Below are 24,852 nucleotides of genomic sequence, written 5' to 3'. Positions count from 1 at the left end.
GGCGGTCTCAAAGCCTTATATATACTTGCTTGCAAGTTTTAGGACGGGTCTATTAGTAATGTGGGCATATTCTTCTTTGTACAGCTTTAGATTTGCCACTAAGGGAATAAGTTGCTGCTGGTGCGTCCGGGTTTGCAGGATACTTGTCTGGAGGCGATAGAGCAAATTGAGTTCCTTAAAGGCATTTTGTTGCTGCTGCAACGCCTGTTGCTGATAGCGATCTCCTAAAATTAACCCAATTGTGGTTCCGACAATTCCCACACCGAGAGCAAGACTGTAGCCAAATTTAATTTTGTTGCCAATACTCAGGCCGTTGGTAATTTTTGAGAACCACCCTTTTCGGCTCGATTGGACGACGGCGATATTACCGGAAACTGATGGAATATCTGAATCTGGAGTCTGGAAAGCCATATTAATCCTAAGTAAGCAATAAGAGTCAATCCTTACTTAGAATTCCCTAGTTATTCAGCAAAAGCAAAAATTTTGAAACTTTCTAAGCTGTTACGCATTTAATTTGTATATTTAATCGTGAGAGTTGTCATTGGTCATTGGTCATTAGTCATTTGTATTTCACTCGTACAGATGACCAATTGACTTAGGACGGTCTGAATGCAAAAATGTACAATTCTTTTCGCGCATCAGCGTAATTCAGCAGAAGGAGGTGTTGGCGTTACCTCTGGCTGTGGCTCTAGTGTTGGCGTAATAATTTCTGGTGCTGGAGACTCAATAATCTCTGGCAGCGTTGGTGGCAAACTAGGAGATGGTGCAACTGGTGCTTCTGGTGGGGGAACTTTACCAGCCCCACGGTTAAAAAATCCACCAAATCTAGGTTTTGTTGGCTGAGGCGTTACTTTTTCGGGTAACGGCGTTGATTCAGTAGTTGGCGTTACCGTTGGCTGTGGTTCTGGTGTTGGCGTAATAATTTCTGGTGTCGGAGACTCAATAATCTCTGGCAGTGTGGGTGGCAAACTAGGAGATGGTGCAACTGGTGCTTCTGGTGGGGGAACTTTACCAGCCCCACGGTTAAAAAATCCACCAAATCTAGGTTTTGTTGGCTGAGGCGTTACTTTTTCGGGTAACGGCGTTGATTCAGTAGTTGGCGTTACCGTTGGCTGTGGTTCTGGTGTTGGCGTAATAATTTCTGGTGTCGGAGACTCAATAATCTCTGGCAGTGTGGGTGGCAAACTAGGAGATGGTGCAACTGGTGCTTCTGGTGGGGGAACTTTACCAGCCCCACGGTTAAAAAATCCACCAAATCTAGGTTTTGTTGGCTGAGGCGTTACTTTTTCGGGTAACGGCGTTGATTCAGGAGTTGGTGTTACCTCTGGCTGTGGTTCTAGGGCTGGAGACTCAATAATTTCTGGTGGCGTTGGGGACAAGCTGGGAAATGGTGCAGACGTTGGAACTTCTAATTTTGGTTTTTCTGGCTGTGTTTTGGATTGTTCTGGAATTTCACTTTCAGGAATAGGCTGTATTTGGGGTGTTTTTTCAACAGAAGGTGTGGGTGTGGGTTTAGGTGCAAGTTTATAATTCGGGTCTACAATCGGGCGTACCTCAGCTGCTGTGAGTTCTCCTCTGACAATTCTCGATAGAGTGTCTTTACCTTTTGGCTGGTAGTCAATCAATCTAACTGTAGTATTAAAAGCATTTTTGACAGGATTTCCCTGATTATCAAGAAATTCTAGCTTTACCCAGTTTTTCCCTGGACGGAAGCCTTTAAGGTAAACTGCCTGCCAGCGATCGAAAATAAAGCTTTCACCATTAATAGTGGAACGGATGCGCCAATCACTGAACTCGTCGTTGGGGTTTTCTTTGCCGACGAGGTGCAGAGGAGCGTTAGTTAGGTAAAAGTCCAGTAAGATTGGTTCTGCCCCGTAGCTACTTTGAGGACGATTGTAAGTTAGCAGAGGCAATTTCGGATCTGGGGTGTTGTCGTCGGTTTTGGTGAAGACGTGAAATGTTGTCTGGGCATAAGCGCCTTCATTTTTGAAGCTTTCATCCCAAGGACGGGAGGCAAAGACGCGCAGGGTATGAGTACCTGGAGACAAGTCTGACAAAACCAAGGGCTGATTCAGGTCGTAAACAGGTATATAAGGTTGATTATCCAGAATTACATGTAGATGTGGGCCTAGTTGTAATTGTGGGTCTTTAAATATTGGTAGATCCTTAACCTGAAAACTGGCTGTGACTTTGTTATCTTGAAGAACTTCATCAATTTTTGGAGTAACAATTGTCACTTGTGGCTGATAAACTTCCAAAATTGGACGCAGTTCTTCAATAACAGATGGAGGGGAAACTTCCGAAAATTGCTTTGAAATTTGAGAAATCTGTGGGGAGTTTTCTTTATAGCCAGTAGATACTTTCTGGCTATCGGCTTTCTCGCCGCAACTGGTCAATTGTAATACCAGCATCAATGTCATTACCCACCTGAGAATCGGGAACCTCTGAGGGAGGAGCTTCTCTAACACCCTTTTCTGCCACGAGTTCATACGTTGCACCCAGTCATAGTCTTCGACAATTGACAGATTATTTTGGCTCAAACTGTCCATAGGGAACTATAGCCCAAAAGGTGAAATCTGCCTCACATTCCATGATTTTTTCTGTGTCTCTCAGTAAATTTTCAAATAAGTCATATTCTTTACAGCTTTTTACTTGTAACAAGTGAAACATGACATAAATATTTACGAGTAATAGCAACAAAAGCTTGAACATTGGCTACATACAACCAAACCATAAATTTGGCGAATTGTTATTCTTTGTAAATAAAATGGATAATCTATTGACTTTTGGACAAATAGCTTGAAGTTAAAAGCCAGATCAGGCAGTAATTCCAGCAATATTCCAGCAAGTTTGAATTATTGTTAAAATATCTTCAACAATGTACAAGTAAAGACTTTATAATTCAACGAGAAACAACTCTCCACATCGGATCTTGATCGCGGCTTCAGTAAAATTCTGGAGTATGCAGTAATGGTTCATTTTGTGGCATACATGAATCCTCATTCCTTATCAAGAGAGGAGGTCGAATGACAATAAGTCCTCCGGAGCGAGAGGAAAAAAAGGCAAGAGTAATCGTCGATAACGACCCGGTTCCAACCTCTTTCGAGAGATGGTCACAACCTGGACACTTTGACAGATCCTTAGCCAGAGGTCCCAAAACCACCACATGGATTTGGAACCTGCACGCACTCGCCCATGATTTTGATACACATACAAGCGATTTAGAAGACATCTCCCGTAAGATATTCTCAGCCCACTTCGGCCACTTAGCCGTAGTGACCATCTGGTTGAGCGGGATGATTTTCCACGGCGCGAAGTTTTCTAACTACGAAGCTTGGCTAAGCGACCCGTTAAACGTTAAGCCAAGTGCTCAAGTTGTTTGGCCCATTGTCGGACAAGACATTTTAAACGGTGATGTTGGCGGTGGTTTCCACGGTATTCGAATCACCTCTGGTTTATTCCAAATATGGCGTGGCTGGGGGATTACAAACTCCTTCCAGCTTTACGTCACTGCGATCGGTGGCTTGGTATTAGCAGGCTTATTCCTATTTGCCGGCTGGTTCCACTACCATAAACGCGCTCCCAAACTGGAATGGTTCCAGAATGTGGAATCGATCCTGAACCACCACTTGCAAGTACTGCTAGGTTGTGGTTCCTTGGGATGGGCAGGTCACTTAATCCACGTGTCCGCACCGACCAACAAGCTTTTGGATGCAGGCGTTGCTCTTAAAGACATACCCCTGCCCCACGAGTTCATCTTGAACAAAGACTTGTTGACCGAACTGTACCCTGGCTTTGCAGCTGGTTTAGCACCTTTCTTCACCTTGAACTGGGGTCAGTATGCTGACTTCCTCACCTTCAAGGGCGGTCTGAACCCGGTAACAGGCGGCTTGTGGTTAACTGATATTTCTCATCACCACTTAGCGATCGCAGTTCTCTTTATCATTGCTGGTCACCAGTACCGTACCAACTGGGGTATTGGTCACAGCATTAAAGAGATCCTAGAAAACCACAAAGGTCCTTTCACTGGTGAAGGTCACAAAGGTCTCTACGAAAACCTGACCACATCTTGGCACGCTCAGTTGGCTACTAACTTAGCCTTCTTGGGTTCGTTGACCATCATCATCGCGCATCACCAATACGCGATGCCCCCCTATCCATATCTGGCAACTGACTACGCTACTCAGCTAGCTATCTTCACACACCATACTTGGATCGGTGGCTTCTTAATCGTTGGTGGAGCAGCTCACGCTGCGATCTTCATGGTGCGAGATTACGATCCAGTTGTGAATCAAAACAACTTACTGGATCGGGTAATTCGTCACCGGGATGCGATTATTTCCCATCTAAACTGGGTGTCTATTTTCCTCGGTTTCCATAGCTTTGGACTTTACATCCACAACGACACAATGCGTGCATTGGGTCGTCCTCAAGACTTGTTCTCTGATACAGGGATTCAATTGCAGCCAGTATTTGCTCAATGGATACAAAATATCCACGCCTTGGCTCCTGGTACAACTGCACCCAATGCCCTAGAACCAGTTAGCTATGTCTTTGGCGGCGGTGTCTTGGCTGTTGGTGGTAAAGTTGCAGCTGCACCCATTGTTTTGGGCACAGCGGACTTCCTAATTCACCACATTCACGCCTTCACCATTCACGTCACTGTCCTAATTCTGCTCAAAGGTGTGCTATACGCCCGCAGTTCTCGTCTGATTCCAGACAAGGCAAACTTGGGCTTCCGCTTCCCTTGCGACGGTCCCGGTCGTGGCGGTACCTGTCAAGTGTCTGGTTGGGATCACGTATTCCTGGGACTATTCTGGATGTATAACTCCATATCGATTGTGATTTTCCACTTCAGCTGGAAAATGCAGTCAGATGTCTGGGGAACGGTAGATGCAGATGGTACTGTGACTCACATCACTGGTGGTAACTTTGCTCAAAGCGCCATCACGATCAATGGTTGGTTGCGTGATTTCTTGTGGGCACAAGCGACACAAGTCATCAACTCCTACGGCAGTGCGCTGTCTGCCTATGGTCTACTCTTCTTAGGCGCTCACTTTGTCTGGGCATTCAGCTTAATGTTCCTGTTCAGTGGTCGTGGCTACTGGCAAGAACTGATTGAGTCCATTGTTTGGGCACATAACAAACTGAAGGTAGCACCAGCAATTCAACCTCGCGCTCTGAGCATCATTCAGGGTCGGGCAGTAGGGGTAGCTCACTACCTCTTGGGAGGAATTGCCACAACTTGGGCATTCTTCCACGCACACATCCTTTCAGTAGGGTAGCAATCAGGAAAATTTTGGATTTGAGATTATGGATTTTGGATTGAATCTAAAATCCAAAATCCAAAATTGAACTTGATATTTGATGGCTAAAGGTCAGAGGAATTATTAAACCTATGGCGACAAAATTTCCCAAATTTAGCCAGGATCTCGCACAGGACCCGACGACTCGTCGGATATGGTATGCGATCGCTACAGGCAACGACTTTGAAACCCATGATGGCATCACAGAGGAAAATCTTTACCAAAAGATTTTCGCAACTCACTTCGGTCACTTGGCAATCATCTTCCTGTGGGCATCCAGCCTCCTGTTCCACGTAGCCTGGCAAGGTAACTTTGAACAGTGGATTAAAGATCCCCTTCACATCCGTCCCATCGCCCACGCGATTTGGGACCCCCACTTCGGTAAACCAGCGATCGAAGCTTTTACGCAAGCTGGCGCTAGCAATCCGGTAAACATTACCTACTCTGGTCTCTACCACTGGTGGTATACCATCGGTATGCGGAATAACGGCGAACTGTATAACGGTTCAGTGTTCTTGTTGTTATTCGCTGCTGTATTACTGTTCGCTGGTTGGCTGCACTTGCAACCCAAGTTCCGTCCTAGCTTGGCATGGTTTAAGAGCGCTGAACATCGTCTAAACCACCACATAGCAGGTTTGTTTGGTGTTAGTTCTTTGGCGTGGGCTGGTCACTTAATTCACGTTGCTGTCCCCGAAGCTCGTGGTCAGCACGTAGGTTGGGATAACTTCCTGAATACCCCACCCCACCCAGCAGGTTTGACACCGTTCTTTACAGGTAACTGGGGTGTTTATTCTCAAAACCCTGACACTCCCGGACATATATTCGGGACATCGCAAGGTGCAGGAACTGCAATTCTGAGTTTCTTGGGTGGTTTCCATCCTCAGACAGAAGCTTTGTGGCTGACTGACATCGCTCATCACCACCTAGCGATCGCAGTTCTATTCATCGTCGCTGGTCACATGTACCGGACAAACTTTGGGATTGGTCACAGTCTCAAAGAAGCCTTGAATGCCAAGAATTTCTTCGGTATTCCCGTTGAAGGTCCGTTCAACCTACCTCACCAAGGTATCTACGACACCTATAACAACTCCCTGCACTTCCAGTTGGGATGGCACTTAGCAACGTTAGGTGTTGTCACTTCCTGGGTAGCGCAGCACATGTACTCCATGCCTTCCTACGCATTTATTGCGAAGGACTATACAACCCAGGCAGCGTTGTACACGCATCACCAGTATATTGCTGGCTTCCTGATGCTTGGTGCTTTTGCGCACGGAGCAATATTCTGGGTACGTGATTACGATCCAGAACAAAATAAAGGCAACGTACTTGACCGCGTATTGAAGCACAAAGAAGCGATTATTTCCCACCTCAGCTGGGTATCCCTTTTCTTGGGCTTCCACACCCTTGGTCTGTACGTACACAACGACGTAGTAGTTGCTTTCGGCACTCCTGAAAAGCAAATCTTGATTGAGCCAGTGTTTGCTCAATTCGTCCAAGCTGCTAACGGTAAGGTACTGTACGGTTTAGACACCTTACTATCTAACCCCGATAGTATTGCTTACACAGCATGGCCTAACTACGCTAACGTCTGGTTACCAGGCTGGCTAGATGCGATCAATGCTGGTACAAACTCTCTGTTCTTAACAATAGGCCCTGGCGACTTCTTGGTACACCATGCGATCGCTTTAGGTCTGCACACCACCACCTTGATCTTGGTCAAAGGTGCTTTGGATGCCCGTGGTTCTAAGCTGATGCCGGATAAAAAGGACTTCGGCTATGCCTTTCCTTGCGACGGCCCAGGTCGTGGCGGTACTTGCGACATCTCCGGTTGGGATTCCTTCTACCTAGCTGCGTTCTGGATGCTCAATACCCTTGGTTGGGTTACGTTCTACTGGCATTGGAAGCATCTAGGCATTTGGCAAGGCAACGTTGCTCAGTTCAATGAGAACTCTACATATCTCATGGGCTGGTTCCGCGATTACCTCTGGGCTAACTCTGCTCAGTTGATTAACGGTTACAACCCCTACGGCGTGAATAACCTGTCTGTCTGGGCTTGGATGTTCTTATTTGGACACCTAGTTTGGGCAACTGGCTTCATGTTCTTAATCTCCTGGAGAGGTTACTGGCAAGAGTTGATTGAAACCCTTGTTTGGGCACACGAACGCACTCCTCTAGCTAACCTAGTTCGCTGGAAAGACAAGCCCGTGGCTCTGTCAATTGTTCAAGCTCGTGTAGTTGGTCTAGCTCACTTCACTGTTGGCTACGTCGTAACTTACGCCGCATTCTTGATTGCTTCTACTGCTGGTAAGTTCGGTTAATTCGGCTGCTAGTTTTGTAGATAAGTAATAAAAATCCTCTGCCGCAAGGTGGGGGATTTTTTTGTAAAATCAATTCCTAATGAGGGATTATGTATTTAATTTATTTGATAAATAAAGTACAGAGCATAGTAATAGGTAAAAATTAATATTTAGATCAATCTTTTATTAAAATCCTTGGTATACTTATTCAGGTTTTTATTGTACTAAAATTCTGAGAAAATTCATTTACAATGTCTACCTCCAGTAATACGCAGCAACAGATGTATGAGGCTTATGCCTCGTCATATACAATTTTCTTAAAAAATTGGCAAGCTAACCGGAAACTAGCTTTAGAGATGCTTAAGAAGCATTTTCAAGGTAGCCTTTCTCAGCAAACTGAGGTTTCGATATTAAGTGTTGGTCCAGGCCCTGGAGAGTTTGATAAGCAAGTTATATACTTCCTCAAACAATATGTAGGTGAGGGGCAAACATTAAAGTATGTACTAGTGGAGCCGAATCATATTCATCGGCAGATGTTTGAAGCAACGATGCAGTCTGCTGATGTTAGCACAGTGCATTTTGAGATGCATCCGAAGACTATTGAGGAATTTCAAACAAATGAACAATTTGATTGTATTCATTACACGCATTCAATTTATCATATGCCAGGTCAGGAGAGGCAATTAATCCTTGAGTCGCTGAATCTGCTCAAAGACGGAGGAGTTCTTCTCATTACACTAGACACAGAAGAAGCAGTCATATTCACATTGATTGCGAAATATGCAGAGGTAGTTGGGAACGAGCAATACTGGCAAGAAGGGTCTTCCCAGATGATGGAATCAAAGAAGCTAAGTGAAATTATTGACGACATTGGTCTATCGTATAAATTTGAAACCTATCCAGAATATTTGGATGTTTCTGCTTGCTTCGAGCAGAACTCAGAAGAAGGTAGAGTGTTAATGGATTTCCTTTTCCAGGCTAACTTACGTGACGCCCCTGCCGAATTGAATCAGCAGCTACTTTCTCTGGTTGACAAAGTGGCAGTTGAGCAGAATGACCGCAAAATGCTCTACTTACCAGCTGGCACGTTTGTTATTCCAAAACAATAGTGTAAACAAAATAAAACTTATTGTGACCTTAGTAAAGGGAGCGATCGCCCAATATTAAGCTGAGTTACATGCAGTCAAAATCATTACACAGTTGTGAGGTTTTTCAGATGTCCATTCCCGAAATTACGCAAAAGCTATTAGCAGCCAAACAAGACAAAGGACTAAGCTTCGCTGATTTAGAAAAAATTCTCGGACGCGATGAAGTATGGATTGCTGCTGTTATCTACCGTCAAGCTAGTGCTTCCCCAGAAGAAGCCAAGTTACTAGTCGAAGCATTGGAGCTAGGTGCAAGTTATATTAACGAGTTAACTGAATATCCTGTAAAAGGATTAGGCCCAGTTGTACCAACTGACCCACTAATTTATCGTTTCTACGAAATTATACAGGTGTACGGACTCCCCATTAAAGCCGTGATTCACGACAAATTCGGTGATGGGATTATGAGCGCCATTGACTTTACTTTAGATGTGGAAAAAGAAGAAGATCCCAAAGGCGATCGCGTTAAAATTATTATGTCTGGTAAATTTCTACCATACAAAAAGTGGTAGTGTTTGAGTCACTTACATTATCTAATAGCGCTTATTTACGACGCTGCAAAACAGCAGAAATTAGACCCCATCCAGCACGTTTTCCTCAAGGGTTCGCCGAGTTATTCATCAAATTTTTAACTGATGAAGATGATATGGTATTACATCCATTTGCAGGTTCTAATACAACCAACTTTGTTGCTGAAACTCTGCAACGCCGATGGATATCTTTGGAAATTAATGAAAGTTATGTAATGGAAAGTCGTTATCGATTTAGCCAATAACTAAATTAAGTAAAGAGTCAGGAGTGAGAAGTTAAAATTTATAACTCATAACTCTTAACTCATAACTACTCAATTAAATTTCTCCATTTACCTGCATTTGATGAACTTGATCCGCTAGCTCTTGACGACCTCGATCATCTAGTTTATCAATAGCTAACATCCCCATGAGAATAACTTCTTTCAGGGTCAAACGTGTGGAATGTGCCTGTTTTTGCACAATCTCTTTAATAATGGGACTGACACCAATCGCTGTACTAGCTCTTGCCACAGAAGAAAAGGAAAACACTAATGATTCAGCCTAAATCTTAGCACTTTCAATGAGGTTATTCTCTAGAGTTAAAACTTAATTTAAATGTGTTTCAACTCATACTTCAATTAGTAAACATAAATATTAAATTATCTATAGTGAGTTGTCAAATTCTCAGGATGGCAAACGTCATACTTGCTCATTGAGTATACATCATCGTATGATATCAATATTCTCAACAGTTATAATTTTGCCTATTTCTCCAAAATTTCCACCAAGTCCTCAATCGTCACATTCAAGGCACGAGCTAATTTGTATATAGCAGGAAAGTCGACTGTTGTCATTTTGCGACGACGCCCATAACTTATAACTCTGCTGGAAATTATTCCAGAACGGTCAAAAACTTCTTTTTGTAACCATACTTTCACTTGTGCTAGTTCTCAAATATTTAATCTGAACTAGTCACATCTTTAATAACTGGTGCATTTGCACTGCTTAATTTAATATGACAAAGTGAAAAATGTAGAAGTGTACTCCTGCAAAGAAACAAGCTATGCGTAGCCTCTCGTAAAGAAACTGCTTGTTGTCAGATATAGCCTCTTGGCCTAGCAAACTCTCAGGCATCGCGACAATTGACTGAAATCTAGAAACCTAAAATCTGATGTTTATTTCACATATTAGCAACATCAAAAGCAAGAACCTCTGTCCTGAGATCCTTAAAAATCACTCACTAATCGTCAAGTTTGCAAACACTAGTAATATTTTGTGATAACTGAGTTAGAAAAAGTGGTCGGCTGATGAAAACAGTGCTTTCAGTAAAAGTATTCTCACAAATAAGATTTGTATACCACCGGGAAAACCGTACTTTAAAGAGATCGTAAATTGTCAAATATAATCTTGTGAACACGCTTTACAGAACTATACAGCGTAAATAAGAATAATAACTTAACCGAAGTAAAATTTTCCTGAATACAGGCAATTAATGCCGTGATATGGAAAAGCAGTGAGTAGAGGAGAGAGAAAGCGATGAGGGACCCTTATCTGTTGGCAGCAGGCTTGTTAACAGGATTAGCAATACCAGCATCGGCTCTTCCACATCTGTCAATTGTCCTGCCAGAAAGTTCTAGATTCCTGTGGGATTTAAAACAGGGTTCGCAGACAATAGCCAGTACAAAAATTATCAATAGCGTCGATCTCTCCTTACCAGAACTCAGCGGTCAAGCGTTCCAACCCCTAAAAAGTTCGCAGCCAATAGTAGGTGAGAAAAACGCCCCTAGCGTACCAGAATTCACCACTCAGGCATTACCAGTATCAACAGAGTCATCACTCAACCCCAGCACCCAAGCAACTAGCCTCTTATTGACATCTGGGAATCAACTTTACTACCAAAGATTGGCAGCTCTGAAAACAGGTCAGATTTATACACGCGTAGATAGTGATAATTTGCAATCATTGTGGGAGTCGATCAGGAAACGTCAACTAACTTATGACGACTGGAAAAGTTTATTAGCTTTAGAAGCTAGAGCGATCGCTCAAGGTCAAGGAGCCAATCATCTAAGTATTTTAGTTGGTGATTCTTTGAGTATGTGGTTTCCCAGAGAAAAACTGCCTGCTGGGAAATTGTGGCTAAATCAAGGCATATCTGGAGATACTTCTAGTGGCGTTTTAAAAAGATTGGGAGCATTTTCGGCAACGCGGCCAGATGTAATTTACATCATGGCTGGGATTAACGACTTACGAAAAGGCGCTAGTGATGAAACAATTTTGCGTAATTATCGCCGGATTGTCCGGCGTTTACGGCAGGCTCACCCCCAAGCTCAAATCATTGTCCAATCAATTTTGCCTACTCGTCTACCAAAAATTTCCAATAGCCGCATTCGTCACATCAACATCCAACTAACCGTGATTGCCAAACAAGAAGGTGCTAATTATCTGAATATTTATAGCTGGTTTACGGATATGGAAGGCAATATGCGTCCAGAGTTGACCACAGATGGGTTACACCTGTCTCAAGAGGGATATGATGTGTGGCGAACAGCACTACAGCAGATAGAATACAAGCTCACTCAGCGTGAGAATTGAGCGATCGCTTTGCCGACACTTGGAGCGATGTCTACGACGGGCTGCGCCTACGTAATTTTTAAATTTATGGAAGTTACTGATACCGATGCCATCAATATACGTTCTGTAATTGAATACCAATTGACAGCTTTTAAAAAAGATGATGCCGAAGGCGCTTTTGCCTTTGCTAGTCCAGTGATTCAGGCGCAATTTCAAAGCCCAGAAAATTTTATGCAGATGGTAAAGACAAGCTACCCAGCAGTATACCGTCCTCGTTCTATCTTTTTTGAAAAGATAACAACCATCCAGGGAAATATAACTCAACCAGTGCTGCTACTTGCTCCTGATGGAGTTCCCTTGAGGGCTTTATATTTTATGGAAAAACAGCCAGATAATATCTGGAGGATTAACGGTTGCTTTCTAGTTTCTCTAAAAGGTAAATAAACTTTATATTTAGAGAACTAAAATCCTATACTTTAACGCCCAAAACTTCCCTATTTAAAACCTGATTTAACTTACCGCTACGATAACCTTCTAAATCTAAGGTTACGTAGATAAATCCAAAATCTTGAAATGCCGAAACTAATGTTTGTAAATCGTTAGTTAACACAAACTCTTTGATTTGTTCTGCTGGTAATTCAATACGTGCTGTATCCCCTTGGGATCGCACGCGCAAATTTTGCCAACCTAGCTTTCGCAGATAAATTTCTCCTCTACCGACTCGTTGCAACTTAGCGACAGTAATCTCTTCACCGTAAGGAAACCGGGAACTCAGACAAGGTTGAGCAGGTTTATCCCACCAAGGTAAACTGAGTTGTTGCGAAAGTTGGCGAACTTCTACTTTGGTGACACCCACTTCTGCTAAAGGCGATCGCGCCCCTCTTTCTTTCGCTGCCTGAATTCCTGGGCGATAATCATGCAAATCATCAGCATTCACCCCATCCACTACGTAGGGATAACCCAACTGTAAAGCTAAAGGTTTGAGAGTGTCGTGCAACTCACTTTTGCAAAAATAACAGCGATTAACAGGGTTAGAGGTGTAATTGGGATTTTCCATCTCGTGAGTCTGGACGATTTTATGAGGAATCCCGATAGTTGCAGCTTGAATTTTCGCGTCTTCCAACTCTTCTGGCAACAGCGAAGGAGAAACAGCCGTGACAGCCAAAGCGCGATCGCCCAACACATCATAAGCAATTTTGGCAACCAAAGTGCTATCAACACCACCAGAGTAGGCAATCAACGCCTGCTCCATTTCTCTAAATAAGGCTCTTAATTGCTCAAATTTTTCTGTCAGCATCATTTCCCAATCCTGCCAAAATCCTACAGCACCCATTAACAATTCAAAATTCAAAATATTTTCAGTTGGCGTTTAAATCCCCATCTGAAAATATGCTACGTGTTTTGGTTGGGGTCTTAAACCCTTTAATTGACGATAATTTATATTGTAGTCATTAGTTATGGGGCATTGGGCAGAGGGGCAGGGGGAATGGTACAGAGGAGAGGAATTTTACCCCTGCTCCCTCATCTCCTCACTCCCCATCAACCAAGGTTGGTGCTTGACTGTACTTGGCCACCAGACTGGCTAAAAGTGGTAAATCAATAGGTTTAGAAATATAGTCATTTACTCCAGCTGCTAGACAGGTTTCGCGATCGCCTTTCATTGCCATTGCTGTTTGAACAATTACCGGAATCGTTTTATATTGTCCATGTTCTCGTAATTGTTGCACCAAGTTAAGACCATTTCCATCTGCCAGACAAACATCCATTAAAATCACCGCTGGATCTAACACAGTTAGAGCTTCCCACATCTCACCAGGATTCTTAACCCAAGTCACCTGATATCCCAATTTACTTAGATAAATTCGTATCAAATTAGCATTGGGTAAATCATTTTCTACCAGCAAAATCTCTACAGAAGAACTAGGTGTCAAAGGCAAAAGAGATAAGGAGTATTTTGCTTCCCCTGCTCCCCCTGCTCCCCCATCTCCCCCTGCTCCCCCATCTCCCCCTGCTCCCACTCCCACCTCTTGCTTTAGGGGAAGTATGAGGGTAAAACTGGAGCCGCGATCTATTTCAGATTCAACTTTCACTGAACCACCGTGAATTTCGGCGAGTTTCCGAGTCACTGTTAAACCTAAACCAGTACCTTCAACACCATCTGCTACGGCCTTGGCAATTTGGAAATATGGCTGAAACAGTTGAATTTGGTCTTCTTGGGAAATGCCAGTGCCAGTATCCCAAACTATAAAATGCACAAATACACCTTTGGAAGCAACACGTAAGCCAACACTTCCTTTAGTGGTAAACTTTATGGCGTTGAAGATTAAATTCAACAACATTTGCTTAAGTCGTAAGGGGTCGGCTACTAGAGTTGTAATATCGGGTTCAAGTTCTAGGCACAGTTTCAAGCTCTTATTAGCCGCTTTCTCTTTCACCAGTGCCAAAACATTGTTACACAACAGTGGCACATCTACTGTTTCCCACTGTACTTCTAGCTGATTTGCTTCAATTTTAGAGAGATCCAAAATATCGTTAATCAGAGCTAGTAAGTGTTTACCGCTAGACTGAATGATATTTAAATACTCTTGCTGGCGTTCTTTAGTTGGTTCGTACCCTGGAGCTAAAAGCAGATGGGTAAACCCAATAATGGAACCAAGCGGTGTGCGAATTTCGTGGCTGGTGTTTGCCAGAAACTGATTTTTCAGTTGATTAGTGCGCTCCAGTTCTTGATTAGAGTTACTTAACTGTTGACACCGTTGCGGCCAAGATAGGATATGTCTAAGTTGTACCAAGGCTGTAGTACAGTACTTTGCAGACCTTGCCATCAATTGCGATCTGAGTTGAGCTTGTGATTCTATGAGCGACTCATGATGAGAATTTAAGGGCGCTGTGGCGATAATTAGCCAGCCCATAACGCTGCCAGAATCATCAGCTAACCGCCAAGCGCTCGGTAGTTGTTGATTTTCAAGCTGTTGCAAATCTTCAAATTCTATCACCTCTTGTAATCTCAACAGCAGCTTTTTTTCTGCTGTCAGCACTTCTAGAAATAAAGGTGGTGAATTTGGGGATGGAGAACGAGAAATATAACAAACTGTGGCAACAGTTTCTTGTGGTTGACACATAGCGATGCCTACGGCACATTCTGTAAGTGCCAGATTACTACTGCTGTGAACAGCACTATTAATCTCGTTAACCACGGTTTGGAAAATTTCCGCTTGTGCGGCTTCTGGCTGTGGGACAGTGTTACAAGCAGAAAGCAAGCAATCATTAAGGCGACTTTGCAACTGGTTTAAGCTGCTCTCCAGCCACAGCTGCGCGCGAAGTTGCTCAATTGTTGTCAAAAGTTTTGGCGTTGCATCTATCAGTGAGTTCTGGTCTGGTAAGCTTGAATACTGCTGCATGGTCAACTAGACCGCTGAACAAGTTTAGCTACGCATAAAAATCCCAACAGGATTTTATGTATATTAGCGGACAATTCTTTTTTATTTATAAACGATAACTTATGTTGTTATAAACCATAACTTATGATGTCGAGTTTAGCAGCTAGTTCAAAAAAAAATTATTGTATCAACTACTAACCTAAATTTTCCAAACGCAACTTAAGACTTATGGATGTACAATTCGCCCAACTAATCGTTAATGGGATTGCGCTGGGGAGCATTATTGCTCTACCCGCAGTCGGACTCACTCTTACCTATGGAATTTTACGGCTATCTAACTTTGCTCATGGTGACTTTCTAACTTTAGGAGCCTATCTGACATTTGTGTTAAATACTGGCATAAGTATTCAAATTTTCTGGTTTTCCCTAAATATTCCAAAAATTAATATTTGGCTGTCAATGATACTGGCGGCGGCGGGAACAGTCGCAGCCATGCTGTTATCGGAAAAGTTACTGTGGTCAAAGATGCGCTCTATCCGTGCTACTTCCACTACGCTGATTATTATTTCTATCGGACTTGCCTTATTTCTTCGCAATGGGATTATTTTTATCTGGGGTGGCAAGAACCAAAATTACGATTTACCTATTACGCCAGTTTTAAATATTTTGGGTTTAAATGTACCGCAAAATCAATTATTGGTATTGGGGTTGGCGGTGCTAGCAATTTTAGGGCTGCATTACCTGCTGCAAAATACCAAAATTGGTAAGGCGATGCGAGCAGTTGCTGACGATCTGGACTTAGCCAGGGTTTCAGGTATTAATGTTGACCGAGTAATTTTCTGGACTTGGCTAATAGCTGGCACTCTTACGTCATTGGGCGGCAGTATGTATGGGTTAATTACATACTGCCGCCCAAACATGGGATGGTTCTTGATACTACCATTGTTTGCCTCGGTAATTCTTGGTGGAATTGGCAATCCCTACGGTGCGATCGCAGCAGCTTTTATCATTGGCATCGTCCAGGAAATCAGCACTCCTTGGCTGGGTTTCCAGTATAAACAAGGTGTCGCACTGTTCATCATGATTTTGGTGCTGCTCATTCGTCCCAAAGGTTTATTCAAAGGAACGATTTGAGCAAGCACCATTCCACTTCTAATTATTCAATAATGTGGAAATAGTAGGCTGCTACCAGTAAATTGATTGCTAACAAGAACAGTGCCCAGCCTGTGCGAAAGGCGTAGGGAGGTTTAGCGCCGCTGTCGGCAACTGGCGGATTCTTAGCTTTAGCAGTCATAATGCGATTCTCCTTATGTCATGACTTTTTAAGAAATACCAAACTGGCGTACCAAATACTCAAATTCTTTAAGAATATTTGTGTGAATTTAAGAATTGGGGAGTGGGGAGTGGGGAATGGGGAATGGGGACTGGGGATTGGGGATTGGGGACTGGGGAGTGGGGATTGGGTATGGGGCATTGGTTATTTCTTCCCCTGCTCCCCCTGCTCCCCCTGCTCCCCTGCCCCCTTGCCCCCCACTCCCTACTCCCCACTCCCCACTCCCTCCTCTCCAGCATGATAGGAACTGCGAACCAGAGGCCCAGAACGAACATGATTGAATCCCATTTCCCATGCTAATCTGCCAAGCCGATCGAATTCCTCTGGAGTCCAATATTTTTGGACTGGCAGATGTTCTAGAGAAGGACGCATATACTGCCCAATAGTCAAGCGATCGCATCCCACAGTCCTTAAATCAGCCATTGCTTCAATGACTTCATCAACTGTTTCTCCGTGTCCCAGCATCAAACCTGATTTGGTGGGAATTGTCGAATCGATTTCTTTAACCGTAGCCAGCACCAAGAGCGAGCGAGCGTACTTGGCTCCCCGGCGCACTGGGCCAGTTAACCGTTGCACTGTCTCGATATTGTGATTAAAACAAGCTGGTTTGGCTTTGACAATCATCGCTATCCGCTGGCGTTGACCTGACTCGCCAACACCAGCACCACCCCAAAAATCTGGGGTCAGCACTTCAATTTGAGTCTCTGGGTTCAATTGGCGGATAGTCGCGATCGTCTTTACAAAGTGCCCTGCACCCTGATCGGGCAAGTCATCACGGGCTACAGAAGTCAGCACCACATAACGCAATCCCAAAAGCTGCACCGCCTGGGCAACCTTTTCAGGTTCCTCTAAATCAAGAGGCATTGGTGCATGACCTTTATCTACTTGACAGAAAGCACAAGAGCGTGTGCAAGTAGGCCCCATTAGCAAAAAAGTTGCAGTTTTTTGGGCATAGCATTCTCCCCGGTTAGGACAACGTCCTTCTTCACAAATCGTGTGAATTTGGCGCTGCTTAATAATGCGTTGTACGGTAGAGATTTCACTGGCTTTGCCAATTGGGCGACGTAGCCAGCTAGGCATTGCCATAATTTCAGACTTTAGGTCGGCTTGTTGTGACGAAATCATAGACATCCCAGCAAGATGCGGATATAGATGTAGTGGTCTGTTGATTAAATATCACCATGACACAAATTGAAAAGAGCACGAGCAAAAGTTTTGCAAAACACGTCTAACAATGTGATTTATACCGAAATATACTATCCCCCAATTGCTAGAAATTATGTATATAGTGGGAGGATTCTCAAGGACAATCGGCAAAGCCGCTATTTACACTTATAGTTTCTGTTAGAGCAAACAGTCGTGGCAAGCAACAAGATTTTAGTTATCGATGACACTACAGTTGTCAGGGTAAAAGTACGAGAAATGTTGCCTCCGGGCAATTTTGAGGTACTGGAAGCAAAAGACGGTGTGGAAGGACTAAATTTCATCCTTCAGGAAAAACTCAGCCTGATTATGCTGGATTTCCTGTTGCCAAAAATGAGTGGTTGGGAAGTTTTTCAGCAAGTTCAAGCCCACCCAGAATTAAGAAAAATTCCTTTAGTGATCATGTCTGGTCGCAAGGAAGAGGTGACTGAGAAAATCACAGAACCATTTGAATATTTTGAATTTTTGGGCAAGCCTTTTGATCAGAAACAACTAATTGGCGCGATTAAGTTAGCTATGGCTAAGGCAAAACAGCCACGCCCAGAATTAGTTTCAGTAGGAGCAACAGTTGCCGTCAAAAATGGCACAGTAGCAACCTCTAGTGTCACCAATGGTACGGTAGTAGCCCCTAGCGTCGCAACCCCCAGTACTGGAGGAGGCTCCGAGGCAGAAATTAATGCATTGAATGAGAAAATTGTGAAAATGCAAGCAGAAATTGATGGTTTGAAGAAACAGCTAACTCAGGTTGTGACTTTTATTAAACAAAAAATCAAGTAGTATTTGTGCTCGTTATTATTATCGCAGCCAAAAATACACCATTTATACTGGTGTCCGATTAAAAGCGGATAAAAATAGTTAGTTCAAAAACACTTATATTCACAAATCATCATTATTTAGTGAGGTACAGCTTTACCGGGCTAAGGTAAAGCTGTACTTTATCTTCTCTCTTTGTAAGTTCAAAGAAGGGTTGTGGTTTAAGTTTTGATATCTACTTAACTTGATGAGAAAACGCTACAGCTCAAGATTTAGATATTTAGTAATAAAAATATATTAAAAGTCATATTTTCTAATACAAATTAAACAAAAAAATCCTATTTCATGATAAGGATAGTCTTTACGCGGGAATAATAAGCCATAGAAACAATAATTATGAGCCTAGTCCGCAATGTTAGTAGTATTGGATACATTATATTCGTTTCTCGGCTATCGCATTACTGAACAAATCTACTCAGGTAGTAAAACCCTGGTTTATCGGGGTGTTAGAGAAGAAGACCAAAAATCAGTCGTTCTCAAATTGATGCGGAATGAATATCCTACCTTTGCGGAAATAGCTCAGTTCCGAAATCAATATATCATCACCAAAAACCTTGATTTTCCTGGCATAGTCAAAACCTATAGCTTAGAAAATTACCGTAACAGCTATGTCTTAGTGATGGAAGATTTTGGCGGTATTTCTCTCCAAAACTGGCGAATAGAGGACAAGGGAAAAAAGGAAAACTGGCTTTCCCTGAACGAGTTTTTCCACATTGCAATTAAAATTGCTTCTACCTTGGAAAGACTGCATCGCGATCGCATCATTCACAAAGATATCAAGCCTGCCAACATCCTCATAAACCCTAGCACAAATGAAATCAAACTCATCGACTTTAGTATTGCCACCCTTCTGCCAAGAGAAATTCAATTTCTCACGAATCCCAACATCTTAGAAGGTACTCTGGCTTACATTTCCCCAGAACAAACCGGAAGGATGAACCGAGGTATTGACTACCGCACTGATTTTTATTCCCTCGGTGTCACCTTTTTTCAGCTCCTCACCGGACAGTTACCCTTCACCAGCAAAGATCCGACGGAGTTAGTTTATTCTCACATTGCCAAACAACCGCCAAGAGCCAGTCGGATTAACTCCAATATTGGGCCAATTTTGTCTGACATCATCAGCAAGCTGATGGCAAAAAATGCCGAAGACCGCTATCAGAGTGCTTTGGGATTAAAGCATGACTTGGAGACGTGCCAAAGCCAGTGGCAAGAAACAGGAAATATTCCACCCTTTGAACTCGGTGTGAGAGACATCTCAGACCGTTTTGTAATCCCCGAAAAACTTTACGGTCGCCAAAGTGAAGTTGAAAGCTTACTCGCTGCTTTTAAGCGCGTAACAGAAGGGGCAACAGAAATGATCCTAGTCGCAGGTTTCTCTGGTATTGGCAAAACTGTCGTGGTCAATGAAGTCCATAAACCGATTGTACGGCAGCGTAGTTACTTCATTAAAGGAAAATTTGACCAGTTTCAACGTGACATTCCCTTATCAGGATTAGTGCAAGCCTTTCGGGACTTAATCGGGCAACTGCTGAGTGAAACTGATGCCCAAATTCAACAATGGAAAGTTAAAATTCTGGGAGAATTGGGTACACAAGCTCAGGTAATTATTGATGTCATTCCTGAACTCGAACAGATTATTGGTAAGCAACTTCCAGTTACTGAACTATCTGGCAGCGCTGCCCAAAATCGTTTTAATTTATTGTTTCAAAAATTCATCCAGATATTCACAACTAAAGAACATCCCCTGGTTATCTTTCTTGATGATTTGCAATGGGCAGATACAGCTTCTTTTAAATTAATTCAATTATTAATGTGTGAAAACATGTTGTCTTCTTTTTCAGAAGAGACAGAACAAATGCGTGAAACCAAAGGAGGTTTTTTATTAGTTGGTTCCTATCGAGATAATGAAGTTTCCAAGGCACATCCGCTTTATTTGACACTACAGGAGATTCAAAAAACAGGAGCAATCATTAATACAATTACTTTAGCACCTCTAAATCAGGGTGATTTAAATCATTTAATTGCTGATACACTTCATTGTTCTGAATTAGTTGCTATTCCTCTTACCCAGATGGTGTTTGCTAAAACTAAAGGCAACCCCTTCTTTTCTGTTCAATTTCTTAAATCTTTACATGAGGATGGGTTAATTGTATTAAATTTTGATGCTGGTCATTGGCAGTATGATATTTCCAAAATCAAAGATTTAGCTCTCACGGATGATGTAGTAGAATTTATCGCCCTGCAAATAGAAAAATTACCAATATATACCCAAAAAGTTTTGAAACTAGCTGCCTGTATTGGGAATCAATTTGACTTAAAAACTCTGGCGATCGTGAATGAAAAATCTGTAGTAGATACAGCATCAGACTTGTGGCAAGCATTACTTGATGGGCTAGTTTTACCACAGACTGAAAATTACAACATTTTTGCAAAAGATCATACTAATCAAGAATTCATTGTTCATGGAATAGAATCTACACAATTTTCAAATTCTAATTTACAGCTACCTAAGTATAAATTTGTCCATGACCGAGTGCAGCAAGCCGCTTATTCTTTAATTCCCGAAGAACAAAAAAAGTCAATTCACTTAAAAATCGGGCTACTTTTATTGAACAATATTCCTGTTACAGAACAGGAAGAGAAGATTTTTGAGCTTGTCAATCAGTTTAATATCGCAGTAGAATTCATCTCCCCTCAAGCTAAACGAGATGAACTGGCCCAGATGAATCTAATTGCTGGACGTAAAGCTTTAGCATCAACAGCTTATCCCGCTGCTGTTAAGTATTTAACTATCGGCATCCAACTGCTGGCAAGTGATAGTTGGGAGACTAAATATCAACTAATCCTAGCTTTATATGAGACAGCAGCCGAGGCGGCGTATCTAGCTGGTGACTTTAGGCAAATGGAGCAATTAGTAGAGGTAGTGTTGGCACGAGCGAAAACACTGCTGGAGAAAGTAAAAGTTTATGAAGTCAAAATTAAAGCTTATGGAGCGCAGAACCAAGCACTAGAATCTGTCAGGACTGCACTAAGTGTTCTAAAATTGTTGGAAGTTGAGTTGCCTGAAAATCCCAGTCAGTCAGATATTCAGCTAGCGATCGCTGAATTAACATCAAATATAAATGGAAAGCGGATTGAGGATTTAATTGATCTGCCAGAAATGACGGCAGAACAAACATTGGTAGTTATGCGGATTCTATCGAATGCGCTTTTTTTCGCCTATGCAGTTACTCCTGAACTTTTTTCATTGATTGTTCTTAAACAAATTAACTTATCGCTCAAATATGGCAATGCCCCCTTGTCCGCCTTTGCATACGTTCTTTACGGAACGATCCTCTGTAGCGAAAAGGGAGATATTCAGTCTGGCTATGATTTTGGCAAACTGGCTTTAAGTTTGGTAGCTAAGTACAATGCTAAAGAAGTTGCAGCAAAAGTCATGGAGGTATTTCATGCAGGTATCCGCCATTGGAAGGAGCATCCTAAGGAAACATTAAATACTGTATTAGAAGCCTACTCTCTAGCGATGGAAACAGGAGATTTAGAATTTGCAGCTTTATTTCTTCAGTTTTATTGCTTCTGTTGTTATTCCATTGGTAGAGAACTGACAGGGCTGGAACGTGAGATAGCAAACTACAGCAATGCCCTGAAGCAAATCAAGCAAGAAAGAGCCTTCAACTGGAGTTGTATCTATCAACAGAGTGTCTTAAATTTACTGGGGTTTGTAGAAGATCCTTGTCGTTTAATTGGTGAAGCCTATAATGAGGAGAAAATGCTGCCGCTTCACTTGGAAGCCAAGGATGGAATCGGACTTTTATATTTATATTTCCATAAACTACATTTATGCTACTTGTTTCAGCAGTTCCCTCAAGCAGCTGAAAATGCCACCCAAGCTGAAAAGTATTTAGATAGTGGTACAGGACAACTAGTTATTCCTGTTTTCTATTTTTACGATTCTCTGGCCAAACTGGCGGTGTACACTGATGCACCTGATTCAGAGCAAAAGTGCATTCTCGATCGGGTGCAAGCTAATCAGGAAAAGATGCAATATTGGGCATATCACGCCCCAATGAATAATTGGCATAAATTTTATTTAGTGGAGGCAGAAAGGCATCGAGTTGAAGGGAAATATCTTGAAGCAATGGAAGAATACGACCGTGCTATCTCCCTAGCTGAAGAACATGACTACAAGAATGAAGTAGCTTTAGCTCAGGAACTTGCAGCTAAATTTTATCTAAAATGGGGCAAGCGAAAAATTGCCCAAACCTACTTAATTGATGCCTACTATGGATATGTTAATTGGGGAGCAAAAGCCAAAGTTGACGATTTGGCAAAACGCTATCCCCAATTACTCACTCCTATATCCCAGCAACAAAAACTGAGTATACCTGCTAGTGAGGAAAGCGTTTCTTTCAATAGCATATCTATATCATCTTTATCTACCCTAAGTAATCAACAAACTGTTATTGGCTCGAAGACAAGTATTTCTGATTCTCTCGATTTAGCCGCATTCATTAAAGCATCTCAAGCACTTTCTGGAGAAATTGAGCTTGAGCGACTACTTTCTACTTTAATGGAAGTTGTTATGGAGAATGCAGGAGCTTCTAAATGCGCTTTCATTTTGAGTGAAGGTGATAACTTAGCATTAACCGTCACAGCAGTTTGTTCAAGTTCCAATTTTGAGCATACCTACACTGAGTTTCCATCAACTTGCCTGGAATCAAGCTACGATGTTCCCATTACTTTGATTAACTATGTTAAACGCTCTAGAGAAATTTTGGTTATTGATGATCCAATAGCTGTTTCTTTTCTAGCAGGTGATGGTTATATAATTAGTGAAAAACCTAAGAGCTTATTGTCTATACCACTTCTAAATCAAGGTAAATTGATTGGGATTCTTTACCTAGAAAATCGTCTGACAACAGGAGCATTTACACGCGATCGCATAGAAGTTCTCAAACTTCTCACCACTCAAGCAGCAATATCCTTAGAGAATGCTATTCTTTATAAAAACTTGGCACAAGCTAAAGAAAGCTTGGAAGAATACAACCATACTCTAGAGGGAAAAGTTCAGGAAAGAACCCAAGAACTTAACAACAAAAATCAGTGTTTACAACAAACTCTAGAAGAATTGCAAAGTACCCAAATCCAATTAATTCAAAGTGAAAAAATGTCTTCTTTGGGACAAATGGTGGCGGGAGTTGCTCATGAAATAAATAACCCGATTAACTTTATTCATGGCAATATTAATCATGCTAGTGAGTATGTCCAAGAATTGCTAGATTTGATAGTTATTTATCAGCAAGAATATCCTCATCCTTCCCCTTTAGTTGAAGATAAATCTGAGGAGATTGACATAGATTTTTTATCAGAAGACTTGCCCAAGATTCTAGATTCCATGAAAGTGGGGAGTTCGCGTATCCGAAATATTGTTTTGGGCTTACGCAATTTTTCTCGCTTAGATGAAGCGGAAATGAAGCCTGTAGATGTTCATGAGGGAATAGACAATACCTTAATGATTTTGCAGCACCGACTGAAACCAAATAGCAATTTACTAGAAATTGAAGTCATCAAAAAATATGGAAAATTACCGGAAGTTATTTGTTACCCTGGTCAACTAAATCAGGTATTTATGAATATCCTGAGTAATGCAATTGATGCTTTAGAAGAGTTATTTATCATAGATCATCCATCATTAGTAAATGAGCGAGAAAAATTAACAAATGATCTAGATACGTCACCGACTTCTCATCAGGTACGACAAATTCACATTTTTACTGAACTAACAGATTCTAATATGGCGATAATTCGGATTACTGATAACGGTTCTGGCATGACAAAAGCCGTGCAGCAGAAAATATTTGACCCATTTTTTACCACCAAGTCAGTAGGAAGTGGCACAGGTTTAGGGTTGTCGATTAGCTATCAGATTGTCGTGGAAAAACACAAAGGTAGTTTAACCTGTGATTCTACACCAGGAAAAGGGACTGAGTTTACTATTGAGATACCAATGCAACAGTTAGAGGGCTAAATGAGTAATTGATCCAAGTCAAAATATAAGAGTACTAAAAACGCAGCTTTTCACAAAAACTGCGTTTTTAATATTCATTAGACATCTGGTGAAATGACGTAGGCACAATTCATGAATTGTGCCTACCAAGGATTTCGGGCAACGCAGAATTAATTTTCACTCCTATGTCTATTAGACTTCTTGCGTAAATCAAAAAAAGAACCCCACCCCGCCTTTGACTTACGTCAAATTCTCCCTCCCCGCTTGCAGGGAGGGGTTGGG

17 protein-coding genes and 1 pseudogene are annotated in these 24,852 nt (G+C 42.1%); 10 read left to right on the top strand and 8 right to left on the bottom strand.

All coding sequences use genetic code 11. The features are described from left to right. Positions 1-15: 15 nt before the first annotated feature. Both RMY63_RS01800 and RMY63_RS01795 read right to left on the bottom strand, forming a co-directional pair. A complete protein-coding gene (locus RMY63_RS01800) occupies positions 16-411 on the bottom strand; it encodes a hypothetical protein (RefSeq protein WP_322727028.1) in 396 nt (131 codons plus the stop codon). 227 nt (positions 412-638) lie between these two features. After that, complete coding sequence (locus RMY63_RS01795; RefSeq protein WP_322727050.1) at positions 639-2,420, bottom strand: hypothetical protein; 1,782 nt, start codon at positions 2,418-2,420, stop codon at positions 639-641. A gap of 606 nt (positions 2,421-3,026) precedes the next feature. Here RMY63_RS01795 and psaA point away from each other — a divergent pair. From psaA to RMY63_RS01770, 5 genes and pseudogenes are all read left to right on the top strand, one after another. After that, positions 3,027-5,285, top strand: a complete 2,259-nt coding sequence (psaA, locus tag RMY63_RS01790) for a photosystem I core protein PsaA (protein ID WP_322727027.1) — start codon at positions 3,027-3,029, stop codon at positions 5,283-5,285. A gap of 113 nt (positions 5,286-5,398) precedes the next feature. Next, positions 5,399-7,624, top strand: a complete 2,226-nt coding sequence (psaB, locus tag RMY63_RS01785; protein WP_322727026.1) for a photosystem I core protein PsaB — start codon at positions 5,399-5,401, stop codon at positions 7,622-7,624. A 230-nt stretch (positions 7,625-7,854) separates the two neighbouring features. Continuing rightward, positions 7,855-8,712 carry a methyltransferase domain-containing protein gene (locus RMY63_RS01780; RefSeq protein ID WP_322727025.1) on the top strand — a complete coding sequence of 286 codons (858 nt, stop codon included), beginning with the start codon at positions 7,855-7,857 and terminating at the stop codon, positions 8,710-8,712. A 107-nt stretch (positions 8,713-8,819) separates the two neighbouring features. Further along, on the top strand, positions 8,820-9,260 hold the full coding sequence (gene cynS / locus RMY63_RS01775) for a cyanase (RefSeq protein ID WP_322727024.1): 441 nt from the start codon (positions 8,820-8,822) through the stop codon (positions 9,258-9,260). 14 nt (positions 9,261-9,274) lie between these two features. After that, positions 9,275-9,523: pseudogene (locus RMY63_RS01770) on the top strand (DNA methyltransferase); the annotation flags it as partial. 73 nt (positions 9,524-9,596) lie between these two features. Here the strand turns inward: RMY63_RS01770 and RMY63_RS01765 are convergent. Together RMY63_RS01765 and RMY63_RS01760 are read right to left on the bottom strand one after the other, a co-directional pair. After that, positions 9,597-9,809 carry a hypothetical protein gene (locus RMY63_RS01765; RefSeq protein WP_099099566.1) on the bottom strand — a complete coding sequence of 71 codons (213 nt, stop codon included), beginning with the start codon at positions 9,807-9,809 and terminating at the stop codon, positions 9,597-9,599. Between the two features lie 215 nt (positions 9,810-10,024). After that, complete coding sequence (locus RMY63_RS01760) at positions 10,025-10,198, bottom strand: helix-turn-helix domain-containing protein (protein WP_322727023.1); 174 nt, start codon at positions 10,196-10,198, stop codon at positions 10,025-10,027. Between the two features lie 598 nt (positions 10,199-10,796). On the opposite strand from RMY63_RS01760, the gene RMY63_RS01755 reads away from it, so the two are divergent. Both RMY63_RS01755 and RMY63_RS01750 read left to right on the top strand, forming a co-directional pair. Next, the gene (locus tag RMY63_RS01755; RefSeq protein ID WP_322727022.1) at positions 10,797-11,852 is read left to right on the top strand and encodes an SGNH/GDSL hydrolase family protein; all 1,056 of its coding nucleotides are present in this window, start codon (positions 10,797-10,799) and stop codon (positions 11,850-11,852) included. A gap of 66 nt (positions 11,853-11,918) precedes the next feature. Then, the gene (locus RMY63_RS01750; protein ID WP_322727021.1) at positions 11,919-12,275 is read left to right on the top strand and encodes a DUF4864 domain-containing protein; all 357 of its coding nucleotides are present in this window, start codon (positions 11,919-11,921) and stop codon (positions 12,273-12,275) included. Positions 12,276-12,300: 25 nt separating this feature from the next. Here the strand turns inward: RMY63_RS01750 and larE are convergent, their stop codons facing one another. Both larE and hrmK read right to left on the bottom strand, forming a co-directional pair. Then, positions 12,301-13,128 carry an ATP-dependent sacrificial sulfur transferase LarE gene (gene larE, locus RMY63_RS01745; RefSeq protein WP_322727049.1) on the bottom strand — a complete coding sequence of 276 codons (828 nt, stop codon included), beginning with the start codon at positions 13,126-13,128 and terminating at the stop codon, positions 12,301-12,303. Between the two features lie 232 nt (positions 13,129-13,360). After that, a complete protein-coding gene (gene hrmK / locus RMY63_RS01740) occupies positions 13,361-15,232 on the bottom strand; it encodes a hybrid histidine kinase/response regulator HrmK (RefSeq protein WP_322727020.1) in 1,872 nt (623 codons plus the stop codon). Between the two features lie 207 nt (positions 15,233-15,439). On the opposite strand from hrmK, the gene RMY63_RS01735 reads away from it, so the two are divergent. Beyond that, positions 15,440-16,345 (top strand): branched-chain amino acid ABC transporter permease, encoded by a 906-nt coding sequence (locus RMY63_RS01735; protein WP_322727019.1) that lies wholly within the window; start codon positions 15,440-15,442, stop codon positions 16,343-16,345. A 22-nt stretch (positions 16,346-16,367) separates the two neighbouring features. On the opposite strand, the gene RMY63_RS01730 is transcribed toward RMY63_RS01735, so the two are convergent. Together RMY63_RS01730 and lipA are read right to left on the bottom strand one after the other, a co-directional pair. Beyond that, entirely contained in the window at positions 16,368-16,505 is a 138-nt protein-coding gene (locus tag RMY63_RS01730) for a photosystem I protein PsaX (RefSeq protein ID WP_322727018.1), read from the bottom strand. A gap of 243 nt (positions 16,506-16,748) precedes the next feature. After that, complete coding sequence (gene lipA / locus RMY63_RS01725) at positions 16,749-17,669, bottom strand: lipoyl synthase (protein WP_322727017.1); 921 nt, start codon at positions 17,667-17,669, stop codon at positions 16,749-16,751. Between the two features lie 234 nt (positions 17,670-17,903). Between lipA and RMY63_RS01720 the strand changes: the two genes are divergently transcribed. Beyond that, positions 17,904-18,524 carry a response regulator gene (locus RMY63_RS01720; protein WP_322727016.1) on the top strand — a complete coding sequence of 207 codons (621 nt, stop codon included), beginning with the start codon at positions 17,904-17,906 and terminating at the stop codon, positions 18,522-18,524. A 388-nt stretch (positions 18,525-18,912) separates the two neighbouring features. Further along, positions 18,913-24,591: an AAA family ATPase gene (locus RMY63_RS01715; protein WP_322727015.1), complete on the top strand. Its 5,679-nt coding sequence runs from the start codon at positions 18,913-18,915 to the stop codon at positions 24,589-24,591. The last annotated feature ends 261 nt before the right edge of the window (positions 24,592-24,852 follow it).

This window comes from Nostoc sp. ChiQUE01b, from assembly GCF_034531255.1.
GTDB lineage: Bacteria > Cyanobacteriota > Cyanobacteriia > Cyanobacteriales > Nostocaceae > Nostoc.
Note: the sequence above shows the minus strand (reverse complement) of the source record. Positions and strands in the feature narration are given on the sequence as shown.

Bases quoted from the DNA above. Each gene is read 5' to 3' on its own strand.
- RMY63_RS01735 (WP_322727019.1), top strand. From the start codon at position 15,440: ATGGATGTACAATTCGCCCAACTAATCGTTAATGGGATTGCGCTGGGG.
- RMY63_RS01795 (WP_322727050.1), bottom strand. From the start codon at position 2,420: ATGACATTGATGCTGGTATTACAATTGACCAGTTGCGGCGAGAAAGCC.
- hrmK (WP_322727020.1), bottom strand. From the start codon at position 15,232: ATGCAGCAGTATTCAAGCTTACCAGACCAGAACTCACTGATAGATGCA.
- RMY63_RS01750 (WP_322727021.1), top strand. From the start codon at position 11,919: ATGGAAGTTACTGATACCGATGCCATCAATATACGTTCTGTAATTGAA.
- psaB (WP_322727026.1), top strand. From the start codon at position 5,399: ATGGCGACAAAATTTCCCAAATTTAGCCAGGATCTCGCACAGGACCCG.
- RMY63_RS01800 (WP_322727028.1), bottom strand. From the start codon at position 411: ATGGCTTTCCAGACTCCAGATTCAGATATTCCATCAGTTTCCGGTAAT.
- lipA (WP_322727017.1), bottom strand. From the start codon at position 17,669: ATGATTTCGTCACAACAAGCCGACCTAAAGTCTGAAATTATGGCAATG.
- cynS (WP_322727024.1), top strand. From the start codon at position 8,820: ATGTCCATTCCCGAAATTACGCAAAAGCTATTAGCAGCCAAACAAGAC.
- RMY63_RS01715 (WP_322727015.1), top strand. From the start codon at position 18,913: ATGTTAGTAGTATTGGATACATTATATTCGTTTCTCGGCTATCGCATT.
- RMY63_RS01780 (WP_322727025.1), top strand. From the start codon at position 7,855: ATGTCTACCTCCAGTAATACGCAGCAACAGATGTATGAGGCTTATGCC.
- RMY63_RS01755 (WP_322727022.1), top strand. From the start codon at position 10,797: ATGAGGGACCCTTATCTGTTGGCAGCAGGCTTGTTAACAGGATTAGCA.
- larE (WP_322727049.1), bottom strand. From the start codon at position 13,128: ATGCTGACAGAAAAATTTGAGCAATTAAGAGCCTTATTTAGAGAAATG.
- psaA (WP_322727027.1), top strand. From the start codon at position 3,027: ATGACAATAAGTCCTCCGGAGCGAGAGGAAAAAAAGGCAAGAGTAATC.
- RMY63_RS01730 (WP_322727018.1), bottom strand. From the start codon at position 16,505: ATGACTGCTAAAGCTAAGAATCCGCCAGTTGCCGACAGCGGCGCTAAA.